Here is a 26,409-nt window from a genome sequence, read left to right as displayed (position 1 = left end):
AATGGGGAAAACTGCTCTTCTGTTTCCGGGACAAGGCTCTCAGCAAGTCGGTATGGGAAAAGATTTTTTTGATCAAGTTCCCATTTCCAAGGAAATTTTTCAAAAAGCAAATGAACGTTTAGACTTTGATTTAACTTCTATTATTTTCAACGGTCCGCAAGAAGAATTGACGTTAACATACAATGCACAGCCTGCACTGCTGACGACAAGCGCTGCGATTTTTGAAGCATTGAAACAGTATGAAGTTGTTTTTGATTATGTTGCCGGACACAGCCTGGGTGAATATACAGCATTAGTGGCGGCAAACGTCATGACAGTTGAAGATGCAGTCTATGTTGTAAGAAAGCGCGGTGAACTGATGGAAAAAGCGGTTCCTGCAGGAGAAGGATCCATGGCTGCCGTTTTAGGTATGGTGCAGGAAGAACTTGAAAACATAACAAAACAAATCTCGAATGAAGGCACACTAGTACAACTGGCAAATTTAAATTGTCCCGGGCAAATCGTTATTTCTGGAACAAAAGAAGGAGTACAAAGAGCTGGGGAGCTTGCTAAAGAAAAGGGCGCCAAGCGGGTAATCCCGCTGGAAGTAAGCGGTCCATTTCATTCTGAATTGATGAAGCCGGCTGCCAGCGAGCTGTCAAAAGTGCTTGATGAAGTGACCATTCAAGATGCATCCGTTCCTGTCATCGCAAACGTGACTGCTGCTCCTGTTCAAAATAAAGATGAAATCAAGAGCCTTTTGATTGAGCAGCTTTATTCTCCTGTTCGATGGGAAGAAAGTGTACGGTCGATGATTCAAGCAGGGGTGACAACGTTTATTGAAATCGGTGCTGGAAAAGTTCTGACAGGTCTTGTCAAAAAGGTGGATCGCAGCGTTAAAACATACAATATTTTTGATTTGTCATCATTAGAAGCAGTTGTTCATGACATAAAGGAGGTATGATTATGCTTTCAGGGAAAACGGCCCTTGTAACGGGAGGAAGCCGCGGAATCGGCCGAGCGATTGCTATTGATCTTGCCAAAAATGGCGCGGATGTTGCTGTAAATTACTCTGGTAATGAGGAAAAAGCCAATGAAGTGGTAAAAGAAATTGAATCCTTAGGACGGAAAGCTTTTGCCATTCGCGCTAATGTTGCAAATGCTGATGAAGTAAACAGCATGGTCAATGAAGTAATCGAACGATTCGGCCGTCTCGACATTCTTGTAAATAATGCCGGAATCACGAAAGATAATTTGCTTATGCGAATGAAAGAATCAGAATGGGACGACGTGATCAACATAAATTTAAAAGGCGTTTTCAATTGTACAAAAGCGGTCACAAGACAAATGATGAAGCAGCGTTCCGGCAGGATCATCAACATCGCATCGATCGTCGGTATAGCTGGTAATGCTGGACAGGCAAACTATGTAGCGGCTAAAGCCGGGATTATCGGACTGACGAAGACGACTGCGAAGGAGCTGGCGGGCCGAAATATTACAGTAAATGCTGTAGCGCCAGGTTTTATTTCAACCGATATGACGGATCAGCTCCCTGAACAAATAAGAAATGAAATGCTCAAACAAATTCCGCTCGGACGTTTCGGCGAGCCGAATGATATTGCCAATATGGTAACATTCATAGCTTCTGATAAAAGCTCCTATATGACAGGGCAAACACTTTGTCTCGACGGCGGAATGGTCATGTATTAATTTTGAATTCGTTGTAGTAATATGAAGACAAATCTTCTATAATACTGGAGGGAGGTGAAAGTTATGGCAGATGTATTGGAGCGTGTTACGAAGATCATCGTCGACCGTCTCGGAGTTGATGAATCTGAAGTAAAGCTTGAATCCTCTTTTAAAGACGATCTCGGCGCTGATTCCCTAGACGTTGTTGAACTTGTTATGGAATTAGAAGATGAGTTCGGCATGGAAATTTCCGACGAAGAAGCGGAACAAATTGTGACTGTAGGGGATGCAGTTAATTACATACAGAGCAAACTATAATTGCATGTTTTTAAAAAGTCCCGTATCTTTGCGGGGCTTTCTCCCTTTTCATCCCTTTTTTTGTTAACATAAAGTAGAGGTTGTTTCATTTGTTTAGAAAATGGAGGTAACGTATGCCTAACAAAACAAATTTTAAAAAAAATTTTTTAAAAAAAATAGAAAAGTTTCGTGATTTCCAAGCAAAAATCGGCATTACGTTCACGAATGAAAAGCTCTTATTTCAGGCTTTTACACATTCATCCTATGTGAATGAGCATCGCAAAAAACCGTATGAAGACAATGAACGGCTGGAATATTTAGGTGATGCAGTATTGGAGCTGACGGTTTCGGAGTACTTGTATAAAAAATATCCGACAATGTCTGAAGGCAATTTAACAAAGCTGAGAGCTGCCATTGTTTGCGAGCCATCGCTTGTTACTTTTGCCAACGAGCTTTCTTTTGGCGAACTCGTTTTGCTCGGAAAAGGAGAGGAAATGACTGGGGGGCGCGGTCGTCCAGCTCTTTTAGCTGATGTCTTTGAGGCATTTATCGGCGCTTTGTATTTGGATCAAGGTCTTGAGTCAGTCACTTCTTTTTTAAATAAGGTCGTTTTCCCGAAAATCGACGAAGGTGCTTTTTCTCATGTGATGGATTTTAAAAGCAGATTGCAAGAGCTTATTCAACGTGACGGAAAAGGTGTTTTGGATTATAAAATTTTGGAAGAAAAAGGCCCCGCTCATAATAAAGAATTTGTTGCAACCGTATCTTTAAACGGAGAGGTGATCGGTTCAGGAGTGGGCCGTTCCAAAAAAGAAGCAGAACAGCATGCAGCTGAACAAGGATTGCAAAAATTAGGCGAATTCCCCCAAAAATAAACGGGGGATTTTTTATTGATATTGCTCCGATCATTTTTTGTTATGGTAAAATAGGAAAGACTTATTTGGAATGAAAGGGGATCACCATGTTCCTCAAACGTTTAGATATCGTAGGATTTAAATCTTTTGCAGATCGGATCAGCGTTGATTTTGCTGGCGGTGTTACCGCTGTTGTCGGCCCAAATGGGAGCGGAAAATCGAATATAACAGAAGCTATTCGATGGGTTCTTGGGGAGCAATCAGCAAAATCATTAAGAGGATCCAAAATGGAGGATATTATTTTTGCTGGAAGCGATACTCGCAAACGTTTAAATATGGCGGAAGTCACTTTAATTCTTGATAACGGCGATCAGTTTTTGCCGATCGATTATCATGAGGTAAGTGTGACAAGAAGAGTTTACCGCTCTGGAGAAAGTGAATTTTTTATAAACAAGCAATCTTGCCGCTTAAAAGATATTATCGACCTGTTCATGGATTCCGGTCTCGGAAAAGAAGCGTTTTCAATTATCAGCCAAGGAAAGGTTGAAGAAATTTTAAGCGCGAAACCGGAAGATCGGCGGACAATTTTTGAAGAAGCGGCTGGTGTGCTAAAATATAAAACCCGAAAAAAGAAAGCTGAAATAAAACTTGCTGAAACTGAAGAAAATTTAAATAGAGTTCAAGACATTTTATATGAACTGAATGCGCAAATTGAGCCCCTTAAAATGCAGGCATCTATTGCAAAGGATTATTTGGATAAAAAGGAAGAACTGAAGCAGCATGAGGTCGCTCTTCTCGCGCATGAAATTGAAGAGCTTCATGATAGATGGGAAGCATTGAAGCGTTCGGTCGAAGAAAATCGCGATCGCGAACTAGAGCTGACATCGCAAATACAAAAAAAAGAAGCGAATCTGGAAGAAATGCGGGATCAAATCAGTGCATTGGATGAATCAATCAATGATTTGCAGCAAGTTCTTCTTTTGGCAAGCGAAGAACTGGAGAAGCTTGAAGGGAAAAAAGAAGTTTTAAAAGAAAGAAAAAAACATGCGGCGCAAAACGAACAGCAGTTGAAAGAGCAAATCGCTGAGCTGACTGAACAAATAAATCAATTATTAAAAGAAAAAGAAGAGCAAAAAAGCGTCTATGAAACATGCGAAAAAGAAGTAAAAGAACTAAAATCCTTCCTGCAAAAAAAAGAAAACGAGCTGCTAAGCCTGGATGGAAACATCGAGGAAAAGCTTGAGCAGCTAAAAAGTGACTATTTTGAAAAATTAAATGAACTGGCAAGCGCTCGAAATGAAATCAATTATATTGAGGAGCAGCTAAGCTTGCGAAAAGTCAAAGCAGACCGCTTAGACGAGGCAAACGAAAAATATATTTCCGAAAGAAAAGAGCTGAAAAAAGAGAAAGGGAAAATAGAAGCACAGCTTTCTAAAATCGGAAAAACATTGCAAAATCAGCTTTCCTCTTATCATACAGGCTTAAAAACGCTGGAAAGCCTAAAACAACAATATGAAAAGAAGGAATCGCTGCTTTATCAAGCATATCAATATTTACAAAAAGCAAAATCAAAAAAAGAAATGCTAGAGGCGATGCAGGAGGATTATACCGGTTTCTTCCAGGGTGTCCGTGAAGTTTTAAAAGCAAAAAACAAGCTAAAAGGCATACATGGTGCTGCTATCGAGCTGTTGACAACGAAACATGAATATGAAACAGCCATTGAAATTGCTCTTGGCGCGGCAAGCCAGCATATAGTCGTTGACGATGAAGAATCGGCAAGACAGGCGATTGCGTTTTTGAAGAAAAATGCATTCGGCAGAGCGACGTTCCTTCCTTTATCTGTCATCAAAGGCCGCTCAATCCCGAAATATCAGCTTTCGATTGCAGAAAGCCATCCTGATTTTATCGGGATAGCGTCTCAACTCGTGGAATATGAATCAGCATATAAGCCGATCATAGAAAATCTGTTAGGAAACGTTATTATTGCAAAAACGTTGGAAGGGGCAAATGCGATTGCCAAACAAATTCAGTACTCGCACCGAATTGTTACGCTTGAAGGCGATGTAGTCAATCCAGGCGGATCGATGACAGGAGGAGCGGTGAAGCAGAAATCACCTTCTTTCCTTACCAAAAACCGAGAGCTTGAGTCGATTCGCGACAAAATTGCGGAAATGGAAGAAAAGACAGCTTTGCTCGAAAAAGAAGTAAAAAATCTGAAGCAATCGATTGCCAAAAAAGAGAAAGAACTTGATGATCTGCGGGAAGAAGGATCTTCTTTGCGAATGGAAGAGCAAGCTTTGAAGGGCAGCTTGAGGGAAATTGAATTAAAAGAGCGAAATATTAATGATCATTTGAAGCTTTACGATGCTGAAAAAATCGCCTATGTAGAAGAACAGGAGAAGCTAGATGAAAGAAAAACAAAATTGCTGTCCTCCATCGAACAAATGGAAGGACAAATACAACAGCTAGATTCAGAGATTCGTCAGCTGGCCGAGAAGAAGGAGAAACAGCAAAAATCAAAGGAAGAATGGATGCAGGAAATAACAGAGCTCAAAATTATTCTTGCAGGAAAAGAGGAATCCTTTAAAAATAGTAAGGAACAATTAGCACGCCTTGAAAAAGAATATCATCTGGCGAATCAAAAAAAGAAAGAGGCGGAAAAAGATTTACAACTATTATTGGATGAAATCGACCGCGACCACTCAGGTGAAATCCAATTGGAAGAAATAAAAAAGGAGAAGCTGGAGGACAAAAATAAAACAATTGAATTGATCGCATCCCGCAGACGCCAGCGAATGAGCATGCAAGAAGAGCTGGAACGAGAAGAAAAAGAATGGAAAGAACTGAAGCGCGCTCATAAACAACTGACGGACGTTCTAAAAGATGAAGAAGTGAAATTAAACAGGCTGGATGTGGAGCTTGATCAGCTCTTGAATTATTTGCAAAATGAGTATAAGCTAACTTTTGAAGCAGCAAAGGCCCGCTTTCCTTTACAGATGGAGAAAGAAGAGGCGAAGAAAAAAGTAAAGCTGATTAAACTGGCATTAGAAGAGCTTGGAACCGTAAACTTAGGGGCAATTGATGAGTACGAGCGGGTGCGTGAACGGCATGAGTTTTTAACAGAACAGAGGGACGATTTATTGAATGCAAAAGAAACTCTTTTTAAAGTCATCGCCGAAATGGATGAAGAAATGAAAAAGCAGTTTTCCCAAATGTTTGCCAAAATACGTTCTCAATTCGATATCGTTTTTAAAGAACTGTTCGGAGGCGGAAAAGCGGATTTAATTTTGACAAATCCCGACGATCTGTTAAACACCGGAGTGGACATTATTGCTCAGCCTCCAGGGAAAAAACTGCAATATTTAAGCCTGCTGTCCGGAGGCGAACGCGCTTTGACTGCAATTGCCCTTCTATTTTCCATATTAAAGGTACGTCCTGTTCCGTTTTGTGTTCTCGATGAAGTAGAGGCGGCATTGGATGAAGCAAACGTTCAAAGATTTTCTAAATTTTTGAAGCGTTTCAGTGAGAATACTCAATTTATTGTCATCACCCACCGGAAAGGGACGATGGAAGAAGCGGATGCTTTATATGGTGTGACAATGCAAGAATCGGGAGTATCAAAAGTTGTATCCGTCCGCTTGGAAGATACAGTTAGATATGTGAAATCGTCGTGAAAGGAAGAAAAATAAATGAGTTTTTTTAAGAAATTAAAAGAAAAAATTTCAAAGCAGAAGGATTCAGTAACGGCAAAATTTAAAGAAGGGCTTGAAAAAACGAGAAGCTCTTTTACAGAAAGCTTAAATGAACTTGTTTCGCGCTATCGAAAGGTTGATGAAGAATTTTTCGAGGAATTAGAGGAAATTTTGATTACTGCCGATGTCGGCGTTCAAACGGTCATGGACTTGATCGATGAATTGAAAATGGAAGTGAAAAGGCGAAACATTCAAGAACCGAAGGAAGTGCGCGCTGCCATTTCCGAAAAGCTTGTTGAAATTTACCAAGGAGAAGACGGCGCTCCTACCGATTTAAACATTGAAGACGGCCGGTTAAACATCGTATTGTTTGTTGGCGTCAATGGTGTTGGAAAAACGACGACGATCGGAAAGCTTGCACATCGATTAAAAGAAGAAGGAAAATCTGTCCTTCTTGCTGCCGGCGACACGTTCCGAGCAGGCGCCATCGAACAGCTGGAAGTTTGGGGGGATCGGGTTGGCGTAGATGTGATTAAACAATCGGCAGGCTCTGATCCTGCTGCCGTCGTGTATGACGCCATTCAGGCCGCTCGCTCTCGAAAAGTAGACGTCTTATTATGTGATACTGCTGGACGGCTTCAAAATAAGATGAATTTAATGAAAGAGCTTGAGAAAGTAAAGCGGGTTATCGAACGGGAAATTCCAGGTGCTCCGCATGAAGTGCTGCTTGTCCTTGATGCGACAACCGGACAAAATGCAATGAGCCAGGCAAGACAGTTTTCGGAGGCGACAAATGTCACTGGAATTGCCTTGACAAAATTGGACGGCACTGCGAAGGGAGGAATTGTTCTAGCCATTCGAAATGAGCTGAACATTCCTGTAAAACTGGTGGGGCTTGGCGAAAAAATGGACGATCTTGAGAAATTTGATGCAGAGAAATATGTTTATGGGCTGTTTGCCGATTTAGTAGATGAAGCGTAACGTAATTGTGTTAAGAAAAAAACTTGACATCTACAGTTAGAATCGATACACTAAAAACATGTAAAGGCAATTCACTTAACAACAGGGGGTGTTGATGTTGCTTGAAAAAACAACGAGGATGAATTATTTATTTGATTTTTATCAGTCGTTGTTGACGCCAAAGCAAAAAAGCTACATGTCTCTGTACTACTTGGATGATTACTCCCTAGGTGAAATTGCTGAAGAATACAACGTCAGCCGCCAGGCAGTGTACGACAACATAAAACGGACGGAAATGATGCTGGAGGAATACGAGCAGAAGCTTCAGCTGTTCAAGAAATTTCAAGAGCGTAAAAAAATAATTGAAAAGCTGAAAGGTCTGCCTTTCCAATCGGAAATGAAGGAAGAATTTGACCGACTACTTCATCTTTTGGAAAAACTGGATTAGGAGGAGCCGCCATGGCTTTTGAGGGATTAGCCAACCGACTGCAAAACACGATGGCTAAAATCCGCGGCAAAGGAAAGGTTTCTGAAGCGGATGTCAAAGAAATGATGAGGGAAGTTCGTCTTGCTCTTTTGGAAGCGGACGTCAACTATAAAGTCGTCAAAGACTTTATTAAGAAAGTCAGCGAAAGGGCTGTTGGCCAGGAAGTCATGAAAAGCTTGACACCAGGCCAGCAAGTTATCAAAGTAGTGAAAGAAGAGCTGACCGAGCTGATGGGCGGCGAGCAGAGCAAAATTGCCGTAAGCAAACGGCCGCCGACGGTGATTTTGATGGCGGGCCTTCAAGGTGCAGGGAAAACGACTACGACTGGAAAGCTTGCCAACTACTTGCGAAAAAAACATAACCGAAACCCGCTTCTTGTTGCAGCTGATATTTATCGTCCTGCAGCCATTAAACAATTAGAAACATTAGGAAAGCAGCTTGGCATGCCTGTATTTTCACTCGGCGACAAGGTAAGCCCTGTTGAAATAGCCAAACAGGCGCTGGAATATGCCAAAAATGAGCATCATGATTATGTTCTCATTGATACAGCCGGACGCTTGCATATCGATGAAAATCTGATGGATGAATTAAAGCAGGTGAAGGAAGCTGCAAATCCTGATGAGATTTTTCTCGTTGTCGATGCCATGACTGGACAAGATGCCGTCAATGTGGCAAAAAGCTTTCATGATGAGCTTGGCATTACCGGTGTTATTTTGACAAAGCTTGATGGGGATACACGTGGCGGTGCTGCGCTTTCCATTCGTGCGGCAACAGGTGCTCCGATTAAATTTGCCGGGATGGGCGAAAAACTGGATGCGCTCGAACCGTTTCATCCCGAACGAATGGCATCGCGTATATTAGGAATGGGAGATGTCTTGACCCTGATCGAAAAGGCTCAAGAGAACGTCGATCAGGAGAAAGCAAAGCAGCTGGAAGAAAAAATGAGGACGATGTCTTTTACCTTCGATGATTTTTTAGAGCAGCTTGAACAAGTAAGAAACATGGGTCCTCTTGATGAGTTGATTTCCATGCTGCCTGGTGCAGGGAAAATGAAAGGCTTGAAAAACATTCAAGTTGATGAAAAGCAGCTAAGCCACGTTGAAGCGATCATCCGCTCCATGACAAAAGAAGAAAAAGAGAAGCCGGAAATTATTAATGCAAGCAGAAGAAAACGGATTGCTAAAGGGAGCGGTACTTCTGTCCAGGAAGTAAACAGGCTTTTAAAGCAGTTTGAAGAAATGAAAAAAATGATGAAGCAAATGACTTCAATGACAAAAGGCAAGCGAAAAGGATTTAAATTTCCTTTTATGTAATAAAAATTTATTCTGTTAAGAAAAAACACTTTACAAACTTTTTGATCATTGATAATATTCTATTTTGTTGAAAATATTTCGGAGGTGTAAAAAAATATGGCAGTTAAAATTCGTTTAAAACGCATGGGTGCAAAAAAATCTCCATTTTATCGCATTGTTGTAGCTGATTCCCGTTCTCCTAGAGATGGACGTTTCATTGAAACGATCGGTACGTACAATCCAGTAAAGGATCCTGCTGAAGTGAAAATTGACGAAGAATTGGCTCTTAAGTGGCTTCAAAACGGTGCAAAACCGTCTGACACTGTTCGTAACCTGTTTTCGAAACAAGGGATTATGGAAAAATTCCACAATGCGAAATATAGTAAATAATGTGTGATTATTATGGAACAGTTAATAACAACAATTGCCAAAGCTATTGTTGATCATCCGGATGAAGTCAAGGTGAACAGAGAGGAGAAAAAAGGTGAAATTGTATATACTCTTTCTGTTCACCAAGACGATATTGGCAAAGTGATTGGAAAACAAGGCCGTATTGCAAAAGCGATCAGGACGGTCGTTTATGCAGCGGCTAGCGGCAAATCAATGAGAGTAACGCTTAAAATTAATGATTAAAAGGTGAGGGGATTGCTCCTCGCCTTTTTTACAAAAGAAGAAAAGCTGATTTCGCAGGATCAAAAAATCACATTTGAAATTGCGACGATTCCAGACCTCCCTCTTCTGGCCAGAAGGGAAAAGCCGGGAGGGATCTTCCATGAATATACTCCTCGGAGCAATTTTATGACTGGAGGAGAGAGGAATGAAAATCATTTATCCGATCACAGTAAAGCAAATATTGACGGAAAACAGCAAGGAAAAACTGATTCATAAATGGCAGGCAAAAAAAGAAGAAATGAAACGGGAATGCGATCAATTATATTTTCAGCTGAAAAAAGCTGAAAAAACAACAAAAAACCAGTCCATCATTTCCCAGTACCATCAGGAAATCAACAAGAGAAAGGAAAAAATGAAGTTGATGGAATTTAAGCTTCAGCAAATCGATATGCTCCCTCTAGGCAGCGAATTAAAAGAACGGGAAGTGAACGCAGTAATCGAAGTAAAAGAAGGCGACAACTGGGATCAATTGCTGAATGAAAAAACGATTGTGATCGAAGATGGAGTAGTAAAAGAGATTCGCTAGAGGTGATCATATGGCCGAAAAATGGTTTCAAGTCGGAAAAATTGTCAATACGCACGGAATTCGCGGCGAAGTGCGCGTCGTTTCCGTAACTGATTTTCCTGATGAGCGATATAAACGCGGAAACCGTTTATACATTTTTCAAAAAGACAAAGAGCCTGTTGAAGTTATTGTCAAATCTCATCGAATTCATAAAAATTTTGATTTATTGTCTTTTGAAGGGTATGATTCGATCAATGAGGTTGAGCCGTTTAAAGGCTCAGACATAAAGGTTCCAGAAAGCCAGCTTGGCAGCCTGGATGAAGGAGAATATTATTTTCATGAAATCATCGGATGCTCCGTGTATACCGAAGACGGCGATGAGCTGGGGATCATAAATGAAATTTTAACGCCCGGTGCCAACGATGTGTGGGTTGTCAAACAAAAAGGCAAAAAAGATTTGTTGATTCCATATATCGAGGATGTTGTGAAACATATTGATGTGAAAGAGAAGCGAGTCATCATTTTTCCTATGGAAGGGTTATTGGACAAATGATTATCGATGTACTGACTTTATTTCCTGATATGTTCGCTGGAGTTTTTAACCAATCGATTTTAAAAAAAGCTCAGGAGAAGGATGCTGTTTCGATTAACGTTATTAATTTTCGAGATTATTCAACAGACAAGCATCAGTCGGTCGATGATTATCCGTACGGTGGCGGTGCCGGCATGGTATTAAAGCCGGAGCCGATCTTTCATTCTGTTGAGGCTGTAAAAGAAAAGCGAAACGCACAGCATTCGAAAGTCATACTTGTTTGTCCGCAAGGAGAACGCTTTACCCAAAAAAAAGCAGAGCAGCTGGCTCAAGCAGATCATCTAATATTTATTTGCGGCCATTATGAAGGCTACGACGAAAGAATCCGTTTTCTTGCGACAGACGAGATTTCAATTGGAGACTTTGTCCTGACAGGCGGCGAGCTTGCCGCGATGGTCATCATTGACTGTGTTGTGCGTCTTCTACCAGGTGTTCTCGGAAATGAAGAATCGCACCAAAATGATTCTTTTTCAACGGGACTGCTTGAACATCCGCATTACACCCGCCCTGCTGAATTCAGGGGGATGAAGGTGCCTGATGTGTTATTGTCAGGCCATCACGAAAAAATAGCCGAATGGCGGGAAAAAGAATCGCTCCGAAGAACGTGGGAGCGCAGACCTGACTTATTGGACGGCTATTCTTTAACGGAAAAGCAAAAAAAATGGCTGGAAGAAATAAAAAAGGCGAAATGAATGCTTGCAAATGGTTTGTTTCCTATGATAAGATACGTTTTGTGACATAGACAGCCGGTCTTGTCTTTTTAAAACGATGTTCCGCTGCAAGCATCTTGTATGAGCATCTGTTGGAAGGAGATGATTGCGATGCAAAAATTAATTGAAGAAATTACGAAAGAACAACTTCGCACAGATTTGCCTGAATTTAGACCTGGGGATACCGTCCGTGTTCACGTGAAGGTTGTTGAAGGCTCCCGTGAACGGATTCAGGTTTTTGAAGGAGTTGTAATTAAACGCCGCGGCGGCGGTATTAGCGAAACATTTACTGTTCGTAAAGTTTCTTACGGCGTAGGTGTTGAACGTACATTCCCGCTGCACACTCCAAGAATTGCGAAAATCGAAGTTGTTCGCCGAGGCAAAGTGCGTCGTGCAAAACTTTACTATTTGCGCAATCTACATGGTAAAGCAGCTCGCATTAAAGAAAGATAAACATTCGAACATAAAAAGGGCTTGTATTCAATACAGGCCCTTTTGTCATGTGAGCAGTCATTCACTTATGAATTCATTTAATATTTTTGGAAAAAATTATTTAGCGAAAGCATAATCTGTTTAAAAATAGGTGGACATGTTCTTTTGTTAAGCCAATAATTGTATTAAAATAAATAAAAAACCATTTTAAAAACATAAAGGTGTGAAAGAAATGTCACGTAAAAAAAATGAATTTTTTGAGTGGATGAAAGCTCTAGGTGTCGCCGTCTTGTTGGCGGTCGTCATTCGGACGTTTTTCTTTGCTCCGATTGTCGTTGATGGAGTTTCCATGATGCCGACATTACAAGACCAGGACCGAATGATCGTGAATAAAATCGGAACGAAGCTTGGTGAAATAAAACGCTTTGACATTGTCGTCTTCCATGCAACGGAAGAGAAAGACTACATTAAGCGTGTCATCGGTTTGCCTGGCGATCATATAGAATATAAAGATGACACCCTCTACATTAACGGCAAGAAGTATGAAGAGCCATACTTGGAAAAATATAAACAAAACGGCGTGGATGGCCCTTTAACAGAACCATTTAAACTTGAAGACATTATTGGAAGATCAACTGTGCCTGAAGGCGAATTGTTTGTTATGGGTGATAATAGAAGATACAGCAAAGACTCGCGGCATATAGGGACCATTCCGATTGAATCAGTTATGGGGAAAACTAATTTTGTTTATTGGCCGCTTTCTGAATTTGGAGTTGTAAAGTAGGTGAAGTAGATGACGATTCAATGGTTTCCAGGGCATATGGCAAAAGCGAGACGGCAAGTTGTTGAAAAATTGAAACTGATAGATATTGTCTATGAGCTTGTCGATGCCCGAATCCCTCAGTCATCGAGAAATCCGATGATTGATGACATTATTGCCAATAAAAAAAGAATTTTAATTTTAAATAAAAAGGATATGGCAGACGAAAGCATTACGAAAGAATGGATTCAGTACTACAAAGAACAGGGCATTGCATCAATAGCCATCGACTCGCAAACAGGATCAGGACTAAAACAAATCGTGCAGCTTTCAAAAGAACTGCTCGAAAAAGAACGTGAAAAAATGAAAGCAAAAGGGGTAAAACCAAGGGCGATCCGCGCATTAATTGTTGGAATTCCGAATGTCGGCAAATCAACGCTGATCAATCGCCTTGCAGGAAGAAACATTGCCAAAACCGGCGATCGTCCAGGCATAACGAAACAGCAAAGCTGGATCAAGACAGGAAAAGAATTGGAGCTGCTCGATACCCCAGGCATTCTTTGGCCGAAATTTGAAGATGAAGAAGTCGGGCTGAAGCTGGCTGCGACAGGCGCCATTAAGGATGAGATTTTAAATTTGCAGGATGTAGCAGCTTATGCGATGCGATACTTGATCAAGCATTATCCAGATCGTTTAATGGATCGCTATCAAATCGACAATCTATCAAATGAAAATGAAATCGTCGACTTATTTGATCATATTGGAAAAAAAAGAGGCTGTTTATCAGCTGGCGGCCTGATAGACTATGACAAGACGGCGGAAGTGTTCATAAGGGATGTTCGGACATTGAAGCTGGGGAAAATAAGTTTTGACCGGCCAAATGAATAAAGGCACGCATTCCGCGTGTCTATATTTTATTTTTAACAAAACTCGTTCACTTGAGAGAAGCGGTGCAATCGGCGCTTAACCGGTTAATCGGTTTTCCTTTCTTGACGGGTAAAGAGCTTCCAAAGAAGCTTTCGAGAAATAGTAAAAAAGTCTTGAAAGTCATTTGAGCATTTGAAAAATAGACGCTTAATCAAATTGCAGCCGAGGAAGCCGTTCATGTACAAACTATTCGAACGAAATTTACAAATGCAAATATTAAGGGAGAGGTTGAAGAAAGTTGAATTTAACGGCAAAGGAAATTGAAGAAAAGCTCAGTGCCATCCATGATATAAACGACCCTTTTTTTCTTGCCTGCCAAAAAGATGAGCGGAAAACCGTCCAAAAATTAGTAAAAAAATGGCTGAAGCAATATGAAAAAGAGCAGCAATTGAGACAGCAGTTTCAAAACATGTGCAAATACGAAAGAGCATTGAAAGAAAAGGGATTTCGAATGCTGGCAGGCATTGATGAAGTGGGAAGAGGGTGTCTTGCAGGTCCGGTCGTTGCTGCTTGCGTGATTTTGCCTGATGAATTTTATTTGCCGGGGCTGACGGACTCGAAAAAAATTTCGAAGCAAAAACGGGAAGAGTTTTTTCAATACATAATGGATCTGGCAGTAGATGTCGGGATTGGGTTTGTGTCGGCAAAAGAAATTGATGAGCTAAACATTTACAATGCGACAAAAAAAGCAATGCTTTTAGCCATTGATCAGTTAAAGCAGGCAAAGCCGGATCATTTATTGATTGATGCTCTTGAATTACCAATTAATATTCCGCAGCTTTCCATCATTAAGGGTGATGAAAAAAGCATTACGATTGCAGCAAGCTCCTGCATCGCAAAAGTTGTGAGAGACAGGTACATGGAAGAGCTGGGAAAGCAATTTCCGGAATACGGCTTTGAACGTCATGTGGGCTACGGTACAAAGCAGCATTTGGAAGCGATCGAGAAGCACGGTGTGACGGAGCATCATCGGAAAAGCTTTGCTCCGGTACAAGATGCGTTAAACTTTTTTAACGGGTGATAAGAATGAATGAAATATCTGCTCTTCTTAGGAAGATAAGTCTTCAATCTCTTTTTGATCCCGCGGCCAAAACATTTCAAGATCAAGAGATTGTGAAAGGAAAAGTGTTGAAAATTTATCCTAATTCTCATGCATTGCTTGCAATTGGAAAAATGAAATTAACCGCTGCTGTTGAGGCGGATATTCAAGCAATGAAAACTTATTGGTTTCAGACTGAAGTAACGGAAAGCGGAATCAGACTGAAGCTTTTGTTTCCGGAAAAAGATGAAGGTCATACAGGCCGGGCTATTCTTGAACATTTCCGCCTGCCTGCTGACAATGCGGCCTCGCAGCTTATTGATTTGCTGCTGGAAAATGAAATTCCTTTTTCCAAAAAAGACTTGGCTCTTGCCATCAACATTTTGCAGTCCTTTAAGGGAAAAGCTCCTCGTGAAAGTTTATTTCAGGCGCTTCTCATCGCTTTTGAAAAAAAACTGCCAATTGCGGAGCATGTCATCCGTCCTTTGCTGGCTGTTCTAGACGAGAAGAAGCTGTCTCAGCTCCTTTTTCAATTAGACGAAATGTTAAACAATAGCGGAAGAGCCAAGGACATGAAAGATCTAAACCGAAACCTGTTTCAGCTTACAAACCTTCGTTTTCTATATAAAGCCGAAGAAGTGAACCAAATATTGCGAGAAAGAAATGACACCTTTTCCAAGCAATTGTTGAATAAGCTTGAATTTTGGATGAAAGAAAATCCGCTAGCCATTAAGCAGCTTATATTGAATGAAAACAGTGAGCAAGCATTGCTTCAACCATTCACAAAAGACAAGGCGGACGGAAGTAGAATTGGACAAATGCTGAACGCGGAAGAAAAAAATATGCTGAAAGCGATGTTTCAGCAAAGCATCCACAACGTTTCCGCTCAAGAAGTAAAACAATTGTTAAAAACAGCGATAGCCAAAATCGGCTTATTTGAACATGCTGAAAGCAGTAGCGGTCAGAGTGAATGGCCATTAAAGACACTGCTTATAAAATATTTGCAAAATATGGAACATTCAAGTTTAAGAGGGGCGATGGAGCGCGCTTTAGATTACATAAACGGACAGCATTTTATGCGGGAACAAAAAGGACCTGTTGAACAATTTTTTATTCATGTCCCCATTCAGTTAGGAGAGCAATGGACGGATATTACAATCCAAATCAACGGAAAAAAAGACGAAACAGAAAAAATAAATCCTAATTTTTGCCGAATCGTTTTTTCATTGTATTTAAAAGAAATAAAAGAAACAGTAGTGGACGTATTCATTCAAAATCGCGCTGTAAAAGTTACGATTTACAACGACATTCTTGAAGAAAGCGATATTGTTCAGCATTTGGGAAGCCTTCAGGAAAATTTAAAACAAATCAATTATGTTTTAACAGGAGTTTCTATCCAAAAGGGAAAAACGGATGAACAAACTCAAAAGGTCATTTCCGGACAACCTTACCAGAAGGTGGACATCAAAATATGAAAAAAGAAACAAAAGATTTAAAAGCTGTTGCCCTCAGCTATAACGATGAAAAGGACGCCGCGCCAAAAGTATCGGCAAAAGGTAAAGGGTATGTCGCTGAAAAAATCATTGAAAAAGCGAGAGAAAACAATGTTCCGATTCAAGAAGATCCCTCGCTTATTGAACTTTTGTCAGAAGTGGAAATAAATGAGCAAATTCCCGAGGAGCTTTATGAAGTGGTAGCTGAGCTTTTAAGCTTTATATACCGCTTAGACCAGCAAAGATGAAATAAACGACGTCTTTTTATAAAGAATGGTAGACAATGATGAAACATTTTTATACAATGAAAGCGCAGTCTAAAATTGCCTCGAAAAGGCTAAGATACATAAGTTAGGAGGATGGGATATGAATATCCATGAGTACCAGGGGAAAGAAATCCTCAGAAAATACGGCGTCACGGTACCGAACGGCAAAGTTGCGTTTTCCGTTGAGGAAGCGGTTGAAGCGGCAAAAGAGCTGGGTACTGACGTAGTGGTAGTCAAAGCGCAAATTCATGCTGGCGGCCGCGGGAAAGCTGGCGGAGTAAAAGTAGCGAAAAGTTTAGAAGAGGTTCGCGAGTATGCTAGTGAATTGTTAGGAAAAACGCTCGTTACACATCAAACAGGACCAGAAGGAAAAGAAGTCAAACGTCTTTTAATTGAAGAAGGCTGTGACATTAAAAAAGAATATTATGTTGGTTTTGTTGTTGATCGCGCAACCTCCCGCGTTGTTTTGATGGCGTCTGAGGAAGGCGGCACCGAAATTGAAGAAGTGGCAGCGAAAACACCGGAAAAAATCTTCAAAGAATATATTGATCCGGCAGTAGGACTTCAACCTTTCCAAGCTCGCCGAATCGCATTTAACATTAACATTCCGAAAGAATTAGTCGGACAAGCTGTTAAATTTATGTTGGGACTTTATCAAGTATTTGTCGAAAAGGATTGCTCTATTGCGGAAATTAACCCGCTTGTCGTTACAGGCGACGGAAAGGTTATGGCTTTGGATGCTAAACTAAACTTTGACTCCAATGCATTATACCGTCAAAAAGATGTGTTGGAATATCGTGATTTAGATGAGGAAAATCCGAAAGAAATTGAAGCTTCAAAATATGATTTAAGCTACATAGCTCTTGATGGCAATATCGGGTGCATGGTAAACGGAGCAGGTCTTGCCATGGCAACGATGGATATTATTAAATATTACGGCGGTGAGCCAGCAAACTTCCTAGATGTCGGCGGCGGCGCAACGGCAGAAAAGGTTACGGAAGCGTTTAAAATTATTTTGTCGGATGAAAACGTAAAAGGGATTTTCGTCAATATCTTTGGAGGCATTATGAAATGCGATGTCATCGCACAAGGTGTCGTTGAAGCGACAAAACAAGTTGGCTTGACGATCCCGCTAGTCGTTCGTCTTGAGGGAACGAATGTTGAGCTTGGTAAAAAAATACTAGAAGAGTCAGGCCTAAATATTACATCTGCAGAGTCTATGGCAGACGGGGCGCAAAAAATCGTTTCATTAGTGAAATAGGAAAGCGAGGGAGAAGAATGAGCGTATTTATTAATAAAGATACAAAAGTAATCGTTCAGGGGATTACTGGATCTACTGCGTTATTCCATACGAAACAAATGCTTGAATACGGAACGAAGATTGTCGGCGGGACATCCCCAGGCAAAGGCGGTCAGGAAGTCGAAGGAGTTCCGGTTTTCAACACGGTTGAAGAAGCGGTGAAACAAACCGGTGCCAATGCTTCCGTTATTTATGTCCCAGCTCCTTTTGCAGCGGATGCCATTATGGAAGCGGTTGATGCGGAGCTTGACCTAGTCATCTGTATTACAGAACATATCCCGGTTTTAGACATGGTCAAAGTAAAAAGATACATGGAAGGAAAGAAAACTCGATTAATCGGACCGAACTGCCCGGGAGTCATCACACCTGGCGAATGTAAAATCGGCATTATGCCTGGATATATCCACACTAAGGGACATGTCGGAGTCGTTTCCCGTTCAGGTACTTTGACATATGAAGCGGTTCATCAGCTATCGCAAGCAGGCATTGGTCAGTCAACGGCTGTTGGAATTGGCGGGGACCCTGTAAACGGCACAAACTTCATTGACGTGCTAAAAGCATTTAACGAAGATCCGGAAACATATGCCGTCATTATGATTGGTGAAATCGGGGGTACAGCGGAAGAAGAAGCAGCTGAGTGGATTAAAGCAAACATGACAAAACCAGTCGTAGGATTTATCGGCGGACAAACAGCACCTCCAGGAAAACGCATGGGACATGCGGGCGCAATTATTTCCGGAGGTAAAGGAACAGCAGCGGAAAAAATTAAGAAAATGAATGAATGTGGTATTAAAGTCGCAGATACTCCTTCCGTTATTGGCGAGACGTTAATCTCAGTTTTAAAAGAAAAAGGTTTATATGAAAAATGCAAAACTCATTAAAACAAAAGGAGTAGCCACAAGGCTATTCCTTCTTTATAGAATTGAGGTGAGGGCTATTAATCCTAGAAATTTATTAATAAAACTCGCTCATTGCAAAGGTGCGGCAAAGAGAAGAATCGTTCAGCTTTTTGAACAGGAAGGCATGTATGAAGAAGCTCTGCATCTAACGCCTCAAACATTAGCCACCCGTCTGTTTATTCCTCCTAAAAACTATTCAACGTTTATAGAAGATTACCAATCCATTTCAACGGAGAGCCTGCTAAACTATTATAAAAACAGGAATATCCACCTGATTACGATCATTGATTCCCATTATCCAACGTATTTAAAGCATATTTTTGATCCGCCTCCCGTTTTATTTTGCCAAGGGGATATTAGTCTATTAAAAAATATCCGAAATTTAAGCGTTGTCGGAACTCGTCATGCATCGAAATATGGCTGCGACCTTGTTCAATATTTTGTTACGCATTTGGCGAAGCAAAAATTTACGATAATCAGCGGGCTTGCCCTCGGTATTGATGCGAAAGCCCATTGGACGGCCATTGAGGAGAATTCGAAAACAATTGCCGTAATCGCTGGCGGATTTGATCATATTTATCCGAAGGAAAACATGGAGCTGGCTAAAATCATCCAAAAGGAGCATCTTCTCCTCTCTGAGCATCCTCCATATAAAAGACCGGAAAAATGGATGTTTCCAATGCGAAATAGAATTATTAGCGGATTAAGCTTAGGAACCTTTGTTGCTCAAGCTTCCAAACGAAGCGGTTCTCTTATCACTGCCCAGCATGCTTTGGAACAAGGGAGAATCGTTTTTTCACCCCCGGTGCCATTATTTGATCCATTATTTCAAGGGAATATACAATTGTTAAAGGAAGGGGCAGCGCTTGCCCTGTCACCTGATGAGATTATAGAAGAATTAAAGCCGATGTATGAAGAAAAATAATTTTTTTGCGTCTAAAGGCGGAAGCTGATGAATACTGTTTGACAAAATGCATTGGAATATTTAATAATAGTGAAGATTATTTTAACAGTTGAATGATCAACAATCATTTTCATAAACTGATGCATAAAAAGAGAGAAAACCTCTTAAGGAGGAAAAATGAATGTCGGACTACTTAGTCATTGTGGAGTCGCCAGCAAAGGCGAAAACAATTGAAAAGTATTTAGGAAAAAAATATACCGTGAAGGCTTCAATGGGCCATGTTCGGGACTTGCCTAAAAGTCAAATGGGAGTTGACATAGAGCACAATTTTCAACCAAAATACATCACGATAAGAGGGAAAGGGCCGGTTCTGAAAGAGCTCAAGAACGCTGCCAAAAAGGCGAAAAAAGTTTTTCTTGCAGCCGACCCGGACAGAGAGGGAGAGGCGATTGCGTGGCATTTAGCGCAAAGCTTAGATATTGATATCCAATCCGATTGCCGCGTTGTGTTCAATGAAATTACAAAAGATGCGATCAAAGATTCTTTTAAATCGCCAAGAGCTATTAACATGGATTTAGTTGATGCCCAGCAGGCAAGAAGGGTATTAGACAGGCTGGTCGGCTACAATATCAGCCCGATCCTTTGGAAAAAGGTAAAGAAGGGTTTAAGTGCCGGGAGAGTTCAATCTGTTGCTGTCCGTCTAATTATCGATCGTGAAAATGAAATTAAACATTTCAAGCCTGAGGAATATTGGACGATTAACGGAGACTTTCTTAAAGGAACGGAGTCGTTTGAAGCTGCTTTTTGGGGTGTTGAAGGCAAAAAAAAGGAGTTGAAAACAGAGGAAGATGTAAAACAGGTGCTCCAAAAAGTTATTGGAAATGAGTTTACTGTAACGAAAGTAACAAAAAAAGAACGGAGAAGAAATCCTGCACCTCCATTTACTACTTCCTCTTTACAGCAGGAAGCTGCAAGGAAACTCAATTTCCGTGCGAAGAAAACGATGATGGTAGCACAACAGCTGTATGAAGGAATAGACCTCGGCAAGGAAGGCACTGTCGGATTGATTACTTATATGCGTACCGATTCCACGCGAATTTCAGACACAGCGAAATCGGAGGCAATCAGTTATATTGAAAAGATGTTTGGCAGTGAATATGTGCAAGCCAAAACGAGAGGAAGTCAGAAATCAGGCAATGTTCAGGATGCTCACGAAGCGATACGGCCGACCAGCGCTTTTCGAAATCCGGATGGAATAAAAGACTTTTTAACAAAAGACCAATATAAATTATACAAACTGATTTGGGAACGATTTATCGCGAGCCAAATGTCGCCGGCTGTCATGGATACGATGAGCGTTGATTTGGAGAACAATGGTGTTATGTTCCGTGCAAACGGTTCAAAAATCAAATTCCATGGTTTTATGAAAGTATATGTAGAAGGGACGGACGATCAAGAAGAAGATAAAAGCAATCGTCTTTTGCCTGATCTTCAGGAAGGGGATAAAATCTTTTCAAAAGATTTAAAACCGGAGCAGCACTTTACACAGCCGCCTCCAAGGTATACGGAAGCGAGGCTTGTCAAAACGCTGGAGGAATTAGGCATAGGACGTCCTTCTACATATGCACCGACGCTCGATACCATTCAAAGAAGAGGGTATGTTGCGCTTGAAAACAAACGATTTGTCCCAACAGAACTTGGCCAAATTGTCCACGAGCTGATGATGGAATTTTTCCCTGAAATTTTGGATGTGGAATTTACTGCGAAAATGGAGCATGATTTAGATGATATTGAAGAAGGAAAAGTAAATTGGGTAAAAATTATTGATGAATTTTATCATGATTTTTCAAAGAATGTTAAAAAAGCCGAAAATGAAATGGAAAAGGTAGAAATAAAAGATGAATATGCCGGTGTAAAGTGTGAAAAATGCGGAAGCGAAATGGTTTACAAAATGGGAAGGTACGGAAAATTTTTGGCTTGCTCCAATTTTCCAGACTGCCGCAATACAAAACCGATTTTAAAAGAAATCGGTTTGAAGTGTCCGAAATGCCATGAGGGAAATATTGTGGAGAGAAAGTCGAAGAGACGCCGCGTATTTTATGGATGTGACCGTTACCCAGAGTGCGATTTTATTTCTTGGGAAAAGCCGGTTGAAAGAAAATGTCCGAAATGTGGAGAAATTTTGGTAGAAAAACGTTTGAAAAAAGGTGTTCAAGTGCAATGTTCTTCTTGCGACTATAAAGAAGAACCGCAGCGTTAACAAATATCTTCTCTTTGGTGAGCAATGTAAAGCTCACCTTCTTCATGGAGATATTTCGGCAGTTTTTTTTCGAAAACACAACAAGAAGAGAGCTTTTAAAAAGACGGAGGAGTGCTAAAATGAACAATCAAGTTGTCAACGTTATCGGTGCTGGGCTAGCTGGAAGCGAAGCGGCATGGCAAATTGCCAAAAGAGGCATTCAAGTTCGCTTGTACGAAATGCGTCCAAAAAAGCAAACTCCGGCCCATCATACTGATAAATTTGCTGAACTGGTCTGCTCTAATTCGTTGAGAGCCAATTCTTTGACAAATGCAGTCGGAGTATTGAAAGAAGAAATGAGAATGTGTGACTCCGTAATTATTTCGGCTGCTGATCAATGTTCCGTTCCGGCTGGGGGTGCACTTGCCGTTGATCGCCACGAATTTGCGGATATCGTCACTAAACGGGTGAAAGAACATCCCAATATTACCGTCTTTCACGAAGAAGTAACGGACATTCCAGAAGGGCCGACGGTAATAGCGACAGGACCTTTAACTTCAGAAGCATTATCGGAAGCATTAAAAAAGCTTACTGGCGAGGAATATTTATATTTTTACGACGCAGCCGCACCGATAATTGAAAAAGACAGCATTGATATGGAAAAAGTATATTTGAAATCAAGATACGACAAAGGGGAGGCTGCATATTTAAACTGTCCGATGACAGAGGAAGAGTTCGACCGCTTTTATGAGGCATTAATCAGCGCGGAAACTGTTCCTCTAAAAGAATTTGAGAAAGAAATCTTTTTTGAAGGATGCATGCCGATTGAAGTCATGGCAAAGAGAGGAAAGAAAACGCTTCTTTTCGGACCGATGAAGCCTGTCGGCTTGGAGCATCCCGAAACAGGAAAGCGTCCTTTTGCCGTCATCCAGCTGCGGCAGGATAATGCGGCAGGGACTTTGTATAATATCGTCGGCTTCCAAACTCATCTAAAATGGGGTCCGCAAAAGGAAATCATTCAGATGATTCCGGGGCTTGAAAAGGCGGAAATTGTCAGATATGGAGTGATGCATCGAAATACGTTTATCAATTCCCCGAAACTGCTTAGACCAACTTATCAATATAAAGGGCGCGAGGATTTGTTTTTCGCCGGACAAATGACTGGCGTAGAAGGCTATGTTGAGTCAGCTGCTTCCGGATTAATAGCAGGCATTAATGCGGCATGCCTCGTTTTGGGAAAGGAATTGATTGAATTTCCTGATGAAACAGCAATGGGAAGCATGGCAAAGTATATTACAACGGCAGATCCGAATAATTTTCAGCCGATGAATGCGAATTTTGGTCTTTTTAAACCGCTTGACACCCACATTAAAGTGAAAAAAGAAAGAAATGAACAATTGGCAAAAAGAGCACTTCAAACTATTCAAAAAATTTCGAAAAAATTATAAAATGGATTGAAAGGGCTACTGCAAATGTGATACGATTTAGTAGCCCTTTGTGAGGTGCTAATAGTGGAAAATGTTAAGAATTTTTTAAATTTATTCATTGAATATTTACAAATTGAAAAAAATTATTCACAATATACAATTGTGAATTATCTGCATGACTTGAATGATTTTTTTTCTTTTATGGAAAAAGAAGGGTTAGAAAGGCTGGATGACGTTCAATATTCAGATATACGTATTTTTTTGACGGATTTAAGCAAAAAGTATTCCAAAACATCCATTTCCCGTAAAATTTCAAGCATTAGAACTTTTTATCATTTTCTTTTGCGGGAAAAATATGTAACGGATAATCCTTTTTCTTTAGTGTCACTTCCGAAGCAAAAAAAAGCGATCCCTAGATTTTTATTTGATGAGGAGCTGGAAATGCTGTTTTCCATTTCCGACCTTAATGATCCGCTCGGGCAGCGGAATCAATTGATTTTGGAATTTTTATATGGAACGGGAATCCGTGTAAGCGAATTATGCGAAATTCGCCTTGAAGACCTGGATTTTTCCATTGAGACCATTTTAGTAAATGGAAAAGGAAACAAACAGCGCTATGTGCCTTTCGGAAGCTATGCACGTCAGGCAGCGGAACGATATATCCATGATGGCAGAAGCAAGCTGATGAAAAATCAGTCCGGACAGGATCATCGCTTTTTGTTTGTAAACCATCGGGGAAAGCCTTTAACAGCAAGGGGAGTTCGGTATATATTAAAACAGCTGATAGATGCTTCAGCAAAAAATCTGCATCTTCATCCGCATATGTTTAGGCATACTTTTGCGACTCACCTCTTAAATGCTGGAGCTGACTTAAGAAGTGTTCAAGAACTTTTGGGCCATGTTCATTTATCATCAACGCAAATTTATACCCATGTGTCAAAAGACCATTTGAAAAATGTTTATATGGCCTACCATCCACGAGCAAAAGATTCTTAAAGGGAGGCTTGCAATTGTCAACATTTCATGCGACAACGATTTTTGCCATTCGCCATAAAGGACAATGCGCGATGGCAGGTGATGGACAAGTAACACTTGGCAATCAAGTTGTGATGAAGCATACAGCACGAAAGGTCCGAAAAATTTATAATGGAAAAGTGCTTGCTGGATTTGCGGGATCTGTTGCTGATGCGTTTACGCTGTTTGAAAAGTTTGAAGGCAGCCTGGAAGAGTATAACGGCAATTTGGCAAGAGCGGCTGTGGAAATGGCAAAAGAGTGGCGAAGCGACAAAGTATTAAGACAATTAGAAGCAATGTTAATTGTGATGGATGCCCAAAAGCTTCTGCTCCTTTCTGGGACGGGTGAAGTAATCGAACCGGATGATGGCATTTTAGCTATCGGCTCAGGGGGAAATTATGCCCTTGCTGCAGGCCGTGCATTGAAACAATATGCCGGTGAACAAATGTCTGCCAAAGAAATCGCTAAATCCGCTCTAGAAATAGCAGCAAATATTTGCGTTTTTACGAACAATAACATTATCGTTGAGGAACTTTAGAAAGGAGGGAGGCGAATGAAAAAAATGCAATTATCTCCGAAACAAATTGTTGAACGATTAGACCAATACATAGTCGGTCAGGAAGAAGCGAAAAAAGCGGTTGCTGTTGCGTTAAGAAATCGATACCGGAGAAGCTTATTGGATGAAAAAATTCGCGATGAAGTAGTTCCGAAAAACATTTTAATGATTGGTCCGACTGGGGTTGGAAAAACTGAAATTGCTAGGAGAATTGCAAAGCTCGTCGGCGCGCCCTTTGTAAAGGTGGAGGCAACAAAATTTACAGAAGTAGGGTATGTCGGGCGAGATGTGGAATCGATGGTTCGCGATTTAGTGGAAACTTCCGTCCGGCTTGTGAAGGAAGAAAAAATGCAGGAAGTAAGAGCTCAAGCGGAAGAAAACGCCAATCGCAGGCTGGTCGAGCTCCTCGTCCCGAGTAAGAAAAAACAGGCTGCTTACAAAAATCCTTTAGAAATGCTTTTCGGAGGAAATCAACAAACAAATTCGTTCGAAACTCAGGGAGAAAATGAACAGGATCTAAAGGAGAAGCGGAGAGAAATCGCGCGCAAATTAGCAGCAGGCGAACTGGAAGATCATTTTGTTACGGTTGAAATTGAGGAACAGCAGCCCTCTATGTTCGATCTCCTGCAAGGGACAGGGATGGAGCAGATGGGCTTTAATATGCAGGATGCTTTGAACAGTCTTCTTCCAAAAAGGAAGAAAAAAAGAAAGCTTACTGTGAAAAACGCCCGAAAGGTTTTGACGAATGAAGAAGCAGCAAAACTGATTGATATGGACGAAGTGACACAGCTTGCCATTGAACGCGCGGAACAATCAGGCATCATTTTTATCGATGAAATCGACAAAATCGCCAAAAACGGCCACAACAGTTCTGGTGCTGATGTTTCCCGCGAAGGTGTGCAAAGAGATATACTTCCAATCGTGGAAGGATCTGCAGTTGTAACAAAATATGGCACCGTAAAAACCGATCATATACTCTTTATTGCAGCTGGCGCTTTTCACATCGCGAAGCCATCGGATTTAATCCCTGAATTGCAAGGACGTTTTCCGATTCGCGTGGAATTGAAAAAGCTGACGGCAGATGATTTTGTCCGAATTTTAATTGAACCGGATAATGCTTTATTAAAACAATATGAAGCATTATTGGAGACGGAAGGTATAAAATTAGAATTTTCTGACAAAGCTATTCGTAAAATTGCTGAAATTGCTTACCAAGTGAACCAAGATACAGATAATATTGGAGCAAGAAGGCTTCATACCATTTTAGAAAAACTGCTGGAAGACTTGTTGTTTGAAGCGCCGGAGATAAATTTAGAAAAGGTTGTGATTACACCGAACTATGTGGAAGAAAAATTAAATAAAATTGTTCAAAACAAAGATTTAAGTCAATTTATTTTATAAAAAGATGAAATTTTTTAGGAGG

General features: G+C 40.8%; 27 protein-coding genes. All 27 read left to right on the top strand.

The features are described 5' to 3' along the window. Window position 1: 1 nt before the first annotated feature. The 27 genes from fabD (at window position 2) to hslU (ending at window position 26,387) form a co-directional block, all read left to right on the top strand. The gene (gene fabD / locus NST97_RS05110; RefSeq protein ID WP_063388438.1) at window positions 2-943 is read left to right on the top strand and encodes an ACP S-malonyltransferase; all 942 of its coding nucleotides are present in this window, start codon (window positions 2-4) and stop codon (window positions 941-943) included. A 2-nt stretch (window positions 944-945) separates the two neighbouring features. Then, window positions 946-1,689, top strand: coding sequence for a 3-oxoacyl-[acyl-carrier-protein] reductase (gene fabG / locus NST97_RS05105; protein WP_063388437.1), 744 nt, complete (start codon window positions 946-948; stop codon window positions 1,687-1,689). A gap of 63 nt (window positions 1,690-1,752) precedes the next feature. Next, window positions 1,753-1,986 (top strand): acyl carrier protein, encoded by a 234-nt coding sequence (locus tag NST97_RS05100; RefSeq protein WP_063388436.1) that lies wholly within the window; start codon window positions 1,753-1,755, stop codon window positions 1,984-1,986. A 113-nt stretch (window positions 1,987-2,099) separates the two neighbouring features. After that, on the top strand, window positions 2,100-2,840 hold the full coding sequence (rnc, locus tag NST97_RS05095; protein ID WP_327862772.1) for a ribonuclease III: 741 nt from the start codon (window positions 2,100-2,102) through the stop codon (window positions 2,838-2,840). An 86-nt stretch (window positions 2,841-2,926) separates the two neighbouring features. Further along, the gene (gene smc, locus NST97_RS05090) at window positions 2,927-6,493 is read left to right on the top strand and encodes a chromosome segregation protein SMC (protein WP_339209933.1); all 3,567 of its coding nucleotides are present in this window, start codon (window positions 2,927-2,929) and stop codon (window positions 6,491-6,493) included. 15 nt (window positions 6,494-6,508) lie between these two features. Beyond that, on the top strand, window positions 6,509-7,492 hold the full coding sequence (gene ftsY / locus NST97_RS05085; protein ID WP_063388433.1) for a signal recognition particle-docking protein FtsY: 984 nt from the start codon (window positions 6,509-6,511) through the stop codon (window positions 7,490-7,492). A 94-nt stretch (window positions 7,493-7,586) separates the two neighbouring features. After that, complete coding sequence (locus tag NST97_RS05080) at window positions 7,587-7,919, top strand: putative DNA-binding protein (protein WP_063388432.1); 333 nt, start codon at window positions 7,587-7,589, stop codon at window positions 7,917-7,919. A gap of 11 nt (window positions 7,920-7,930) precedes the next feature. Further along, window positions 7,931-9,271 (top strand): signal recognition particle protein, encoded by a 1,341-nt coding sequence (gene ffh / locus NST97_RS05075; protein ID WP_066246533.1) that lies wholly within the window; start codon window positions 7,931-7,933, stop codon window positions 9,269-9,271. A gap of 96 nt (window positions 9,272-9,367) precedes the next feature. Next, a complete protein-coding gene (gene rpsP / locus NST97_RS05070; protein ID WP_063388430.1) occupies window positions 9,368-9,640 on the top strand; it encodes a 30S ribosomal protein S16 in 273 nt (90 codons plus the stop codon). Window positions 9,641-9,652: 12 nt separating this feature from the next. Continuing rightward, window positions 9,653-9,883 (top strand): KH domain-containing protein, encoded by a 231-nt coding sequence (locus NST97_RS05065; RefSeq protein WP_063388429.1) that lies wholly within the window; start codon window positions 9,653-9,655, stop codon window positions 9,881-9,883. A gap of 184 nt (window positions 9,884-10,067) precedes the next feature. Beyond that, window positions 10,068-10,448, top strand: a complete 381-nt coding sequence (locus NST97_RS05060) for a YlqD family protein (protein ID WP_063388427.1) — start codon at window positions 10,068-10,070, stop codon at window positions 10,446-10,448. A 10-nt stretch (window positions 10,449-10,458) separates the two neighbouring features. Further along, a complete protein-coding gene (gene rimM, locus NST97_RS05055; RefSeq protein WP_339209932.1) occupies window positions 10,459-10,980 on the top strand; it encodes a ribosome maturation factor RimM in 522 nt (173 codons plus the stop codon). Beyond that, the gene (gene trmD, locus NST97_RS05050; RefSeq protein WP_063388425.1) at window positions 10,977-11,711 is read left to right on the top strand and encodes a tRNA (guanosine(37)-N1)-methyltransferase TrmD; all 735 of its coding nucleotides are present in this window, start codon (window positions 10,977-10,979) and stop codon (window positions 11,709-11,711) included. Before rimM ends, trmD begins: the two co-directional genes overlap by 4 nt. Window positions 11,712-11,840: 129 nt before the next feature. Then, complete coding sequence (rplS, locus tag NST97_RS05045; protein WP_063388424.1) at window positions 11,841-12,182, top strand: 50S ribosomal protein L19; 342 nt, start codon at window positions 11,841-11,843, stop codon at window positions 12,180-12,182. A 211-nt stretch (window positions 12,183-12,393) separates the two neighbouring features. Next, a complete protein-coding gene (lepB, locus tag NST97_RS05040) occupies window positions 12,394-12,945 on the top strand; it encodes a signal peptidase I (protein WP_063388423.1) in 552 nt (183 codons plus the stop codon). A gap of 9 nt (window positions 12,946-12,954) precedes the next feature. Then, window positions 12,955-13,809 (top strand): ribosome biogenesis GTPase YlqF, encoded by an 855-nt coding sequence (ylqF, locus tag NST97_RS05035; protein WP_063388422.1) that lies wholly within the window; start codon window positions 12,955-12,957, stop codon window positions 13,807-13,809. Window positions 13,810-14,086: 277 nt separating this feature from the next. After that, window positions 14,087-14,869: a ribonuclease HII gene (locus tag NST97_RS05030; RefSeq protein WP_063388421.1), complete on the top strand. Its 783-nt coding sequence runs from the start codon at window positions 14,087-14,089 to the stop codon at window positions 14,867-14,869. A 5-nt stretch (window positions 14,870-14,874) separates the two neighbouring features. Continuing rightward, window positions 14,875-16,362 carry a hypothetical protein gene (locus NST97_RS05025; protein ID WP_341342996.1) on the top strand — a complete coding sequence of 496 codons (1,488 nt, stop codon included), beginning with the start codon at window positions 14,875-14,877 and terminating at the stop codon, window positions 16,360-16,362. Further along, the gene (locus NST97_RS05020; protein ID WP_063388419.1) at window positions 16,359-16,628 is read left to right on the top strand and encodes an EscU/YscU/HrcU family type III secretion system export apparatus switch protein; all 270 of its coding nucleotides are present in this window, start codon (window positions 16,359-16,361) and stop codon (window positions 16,626-16,628) included. Before NST97_RS05025 ends, NST97_RS05020 begins: the two co-directional genes overlap by 4 nt. A gap of 118 nt (window positions 16,629-16,746) precedes the next feature. Next, window positions 16,747-17,907, top strand: coding sequence for an ADP-forming succinate--CoA ligase subunit beta (sucC, locus tag NST97_RS05015; RefSeq protein ID WP_063388418.1), 1,161 nt, complete (start codon window positions 16,747-16,749; stop codon window positions 17,905-17,907). A gap of 17 nt (window positions 17,908-17,924) precedes the next feature. Then, entirely contained in the window at window positions 17,925-18,827 is a 903-nt protein-coding gene (sucD, locus tag NST97_RS05010) for a succinate--CoA ligase subunit alpha (protein ID WP_066246522.1), read from the top strand. Beyond that, window positions 18,805-19,770, top strand: a complete 966-nt coding sequence (dprA, locus tag NST97_RS05005; protein ID WP_082830336.1) for a DNA-processing protein DprA — start codon at window positions 18,805-18,807, stop codon at window positions 19,768-19,770. Before sucD ends, dprA begins: the two co-directional genes overlap by 23 nt. A gap of 160 nt (window positions 19,771-19,930) precedes the next feature. Continuing rightward, on the top strand, window positions 19,931-22,009 hold the full coding sequence (gene topA, locus NST97_RS05000) for a type I DNA topoisomerase (RefSeq protein WP_340733928.1): 2,079 nt from the start codon (window positions 19,931-19,933) through the stop codon (window positions 22,007-22,009). A gap of 119 nt (window positions 22,010-22,128) precedes the next feature. Beyond that, the gene (trmFO, locus tag NST97_RS04995) at window positions 22,129-23,436 is read left to right on the top strand and encodes an FADH(2)-oxidizing methylenetetrahydrofolate--tRNA-(uracil(54)-C(5))-methyltransferase TrmFO (RefSeq protein ID WP_339196567.1); all 1,308 of its coding nucleotides are present in this window, start codon (window positions 22,129-22,131) and stop codon (window positions 23,434-23,436) included. A 63-nt stretch (window positions 23,437-23,499) separates the two neighbouring features. After that, on the top strand, window positions 23,500-24,411 hold the full coding sequence (gene xerC / locus NST97_RS04990) for a tyrosine recombinase XerC (RefSeq protein ID WP_339196564.1): 912 nt from the start codon (window positions 23,500-23,502) through the stop codon (window positions 24,409-24,411). Window positions 24,412-24,425: 14 nt separating this feature from the next. Then, on the top strand, window positions 24,426-24,968 hold the full coding sequence (gene hslV / locus NST97_RS04985; protein WP_082829323.1) for an ATP-dependent protease subunit HslV: 543 nt from the start codon (window positions 24,426-24,428) through the stop codon (window positions 24,966-24,968). A gap of 15 nt (window positions 24,969-24,983) precedes the next feature. Then, window positions 24,984-26,387 (top strand): HslU--HslV peptidase ATPase subunit, encoded by a 1,404-nt coding sequence (gene hslU / locus NST97_RS04980; RefSeq protein ID WP_339209925.1) that lies wholly within the window; start codon window positions 24,984-24,986, stop codon window positions 26,385-26,387. Window positions 26,388-26,409: the final 22 nt, after the last annotated feature.

This window comes from Aeribacillus sp. FSL K6-1305 (assembly GCF_038050115.1).
GTDB classification, from domain to species: domain Bacteria; phylum Bacillota; class Bacilli; order Bacillales; family Aeribacillaceae; genus Aeribacillus; species Aeribacillus composti.
This window is presented reverse-complemented; position numbering and strand designations above follow the sequence as displayed.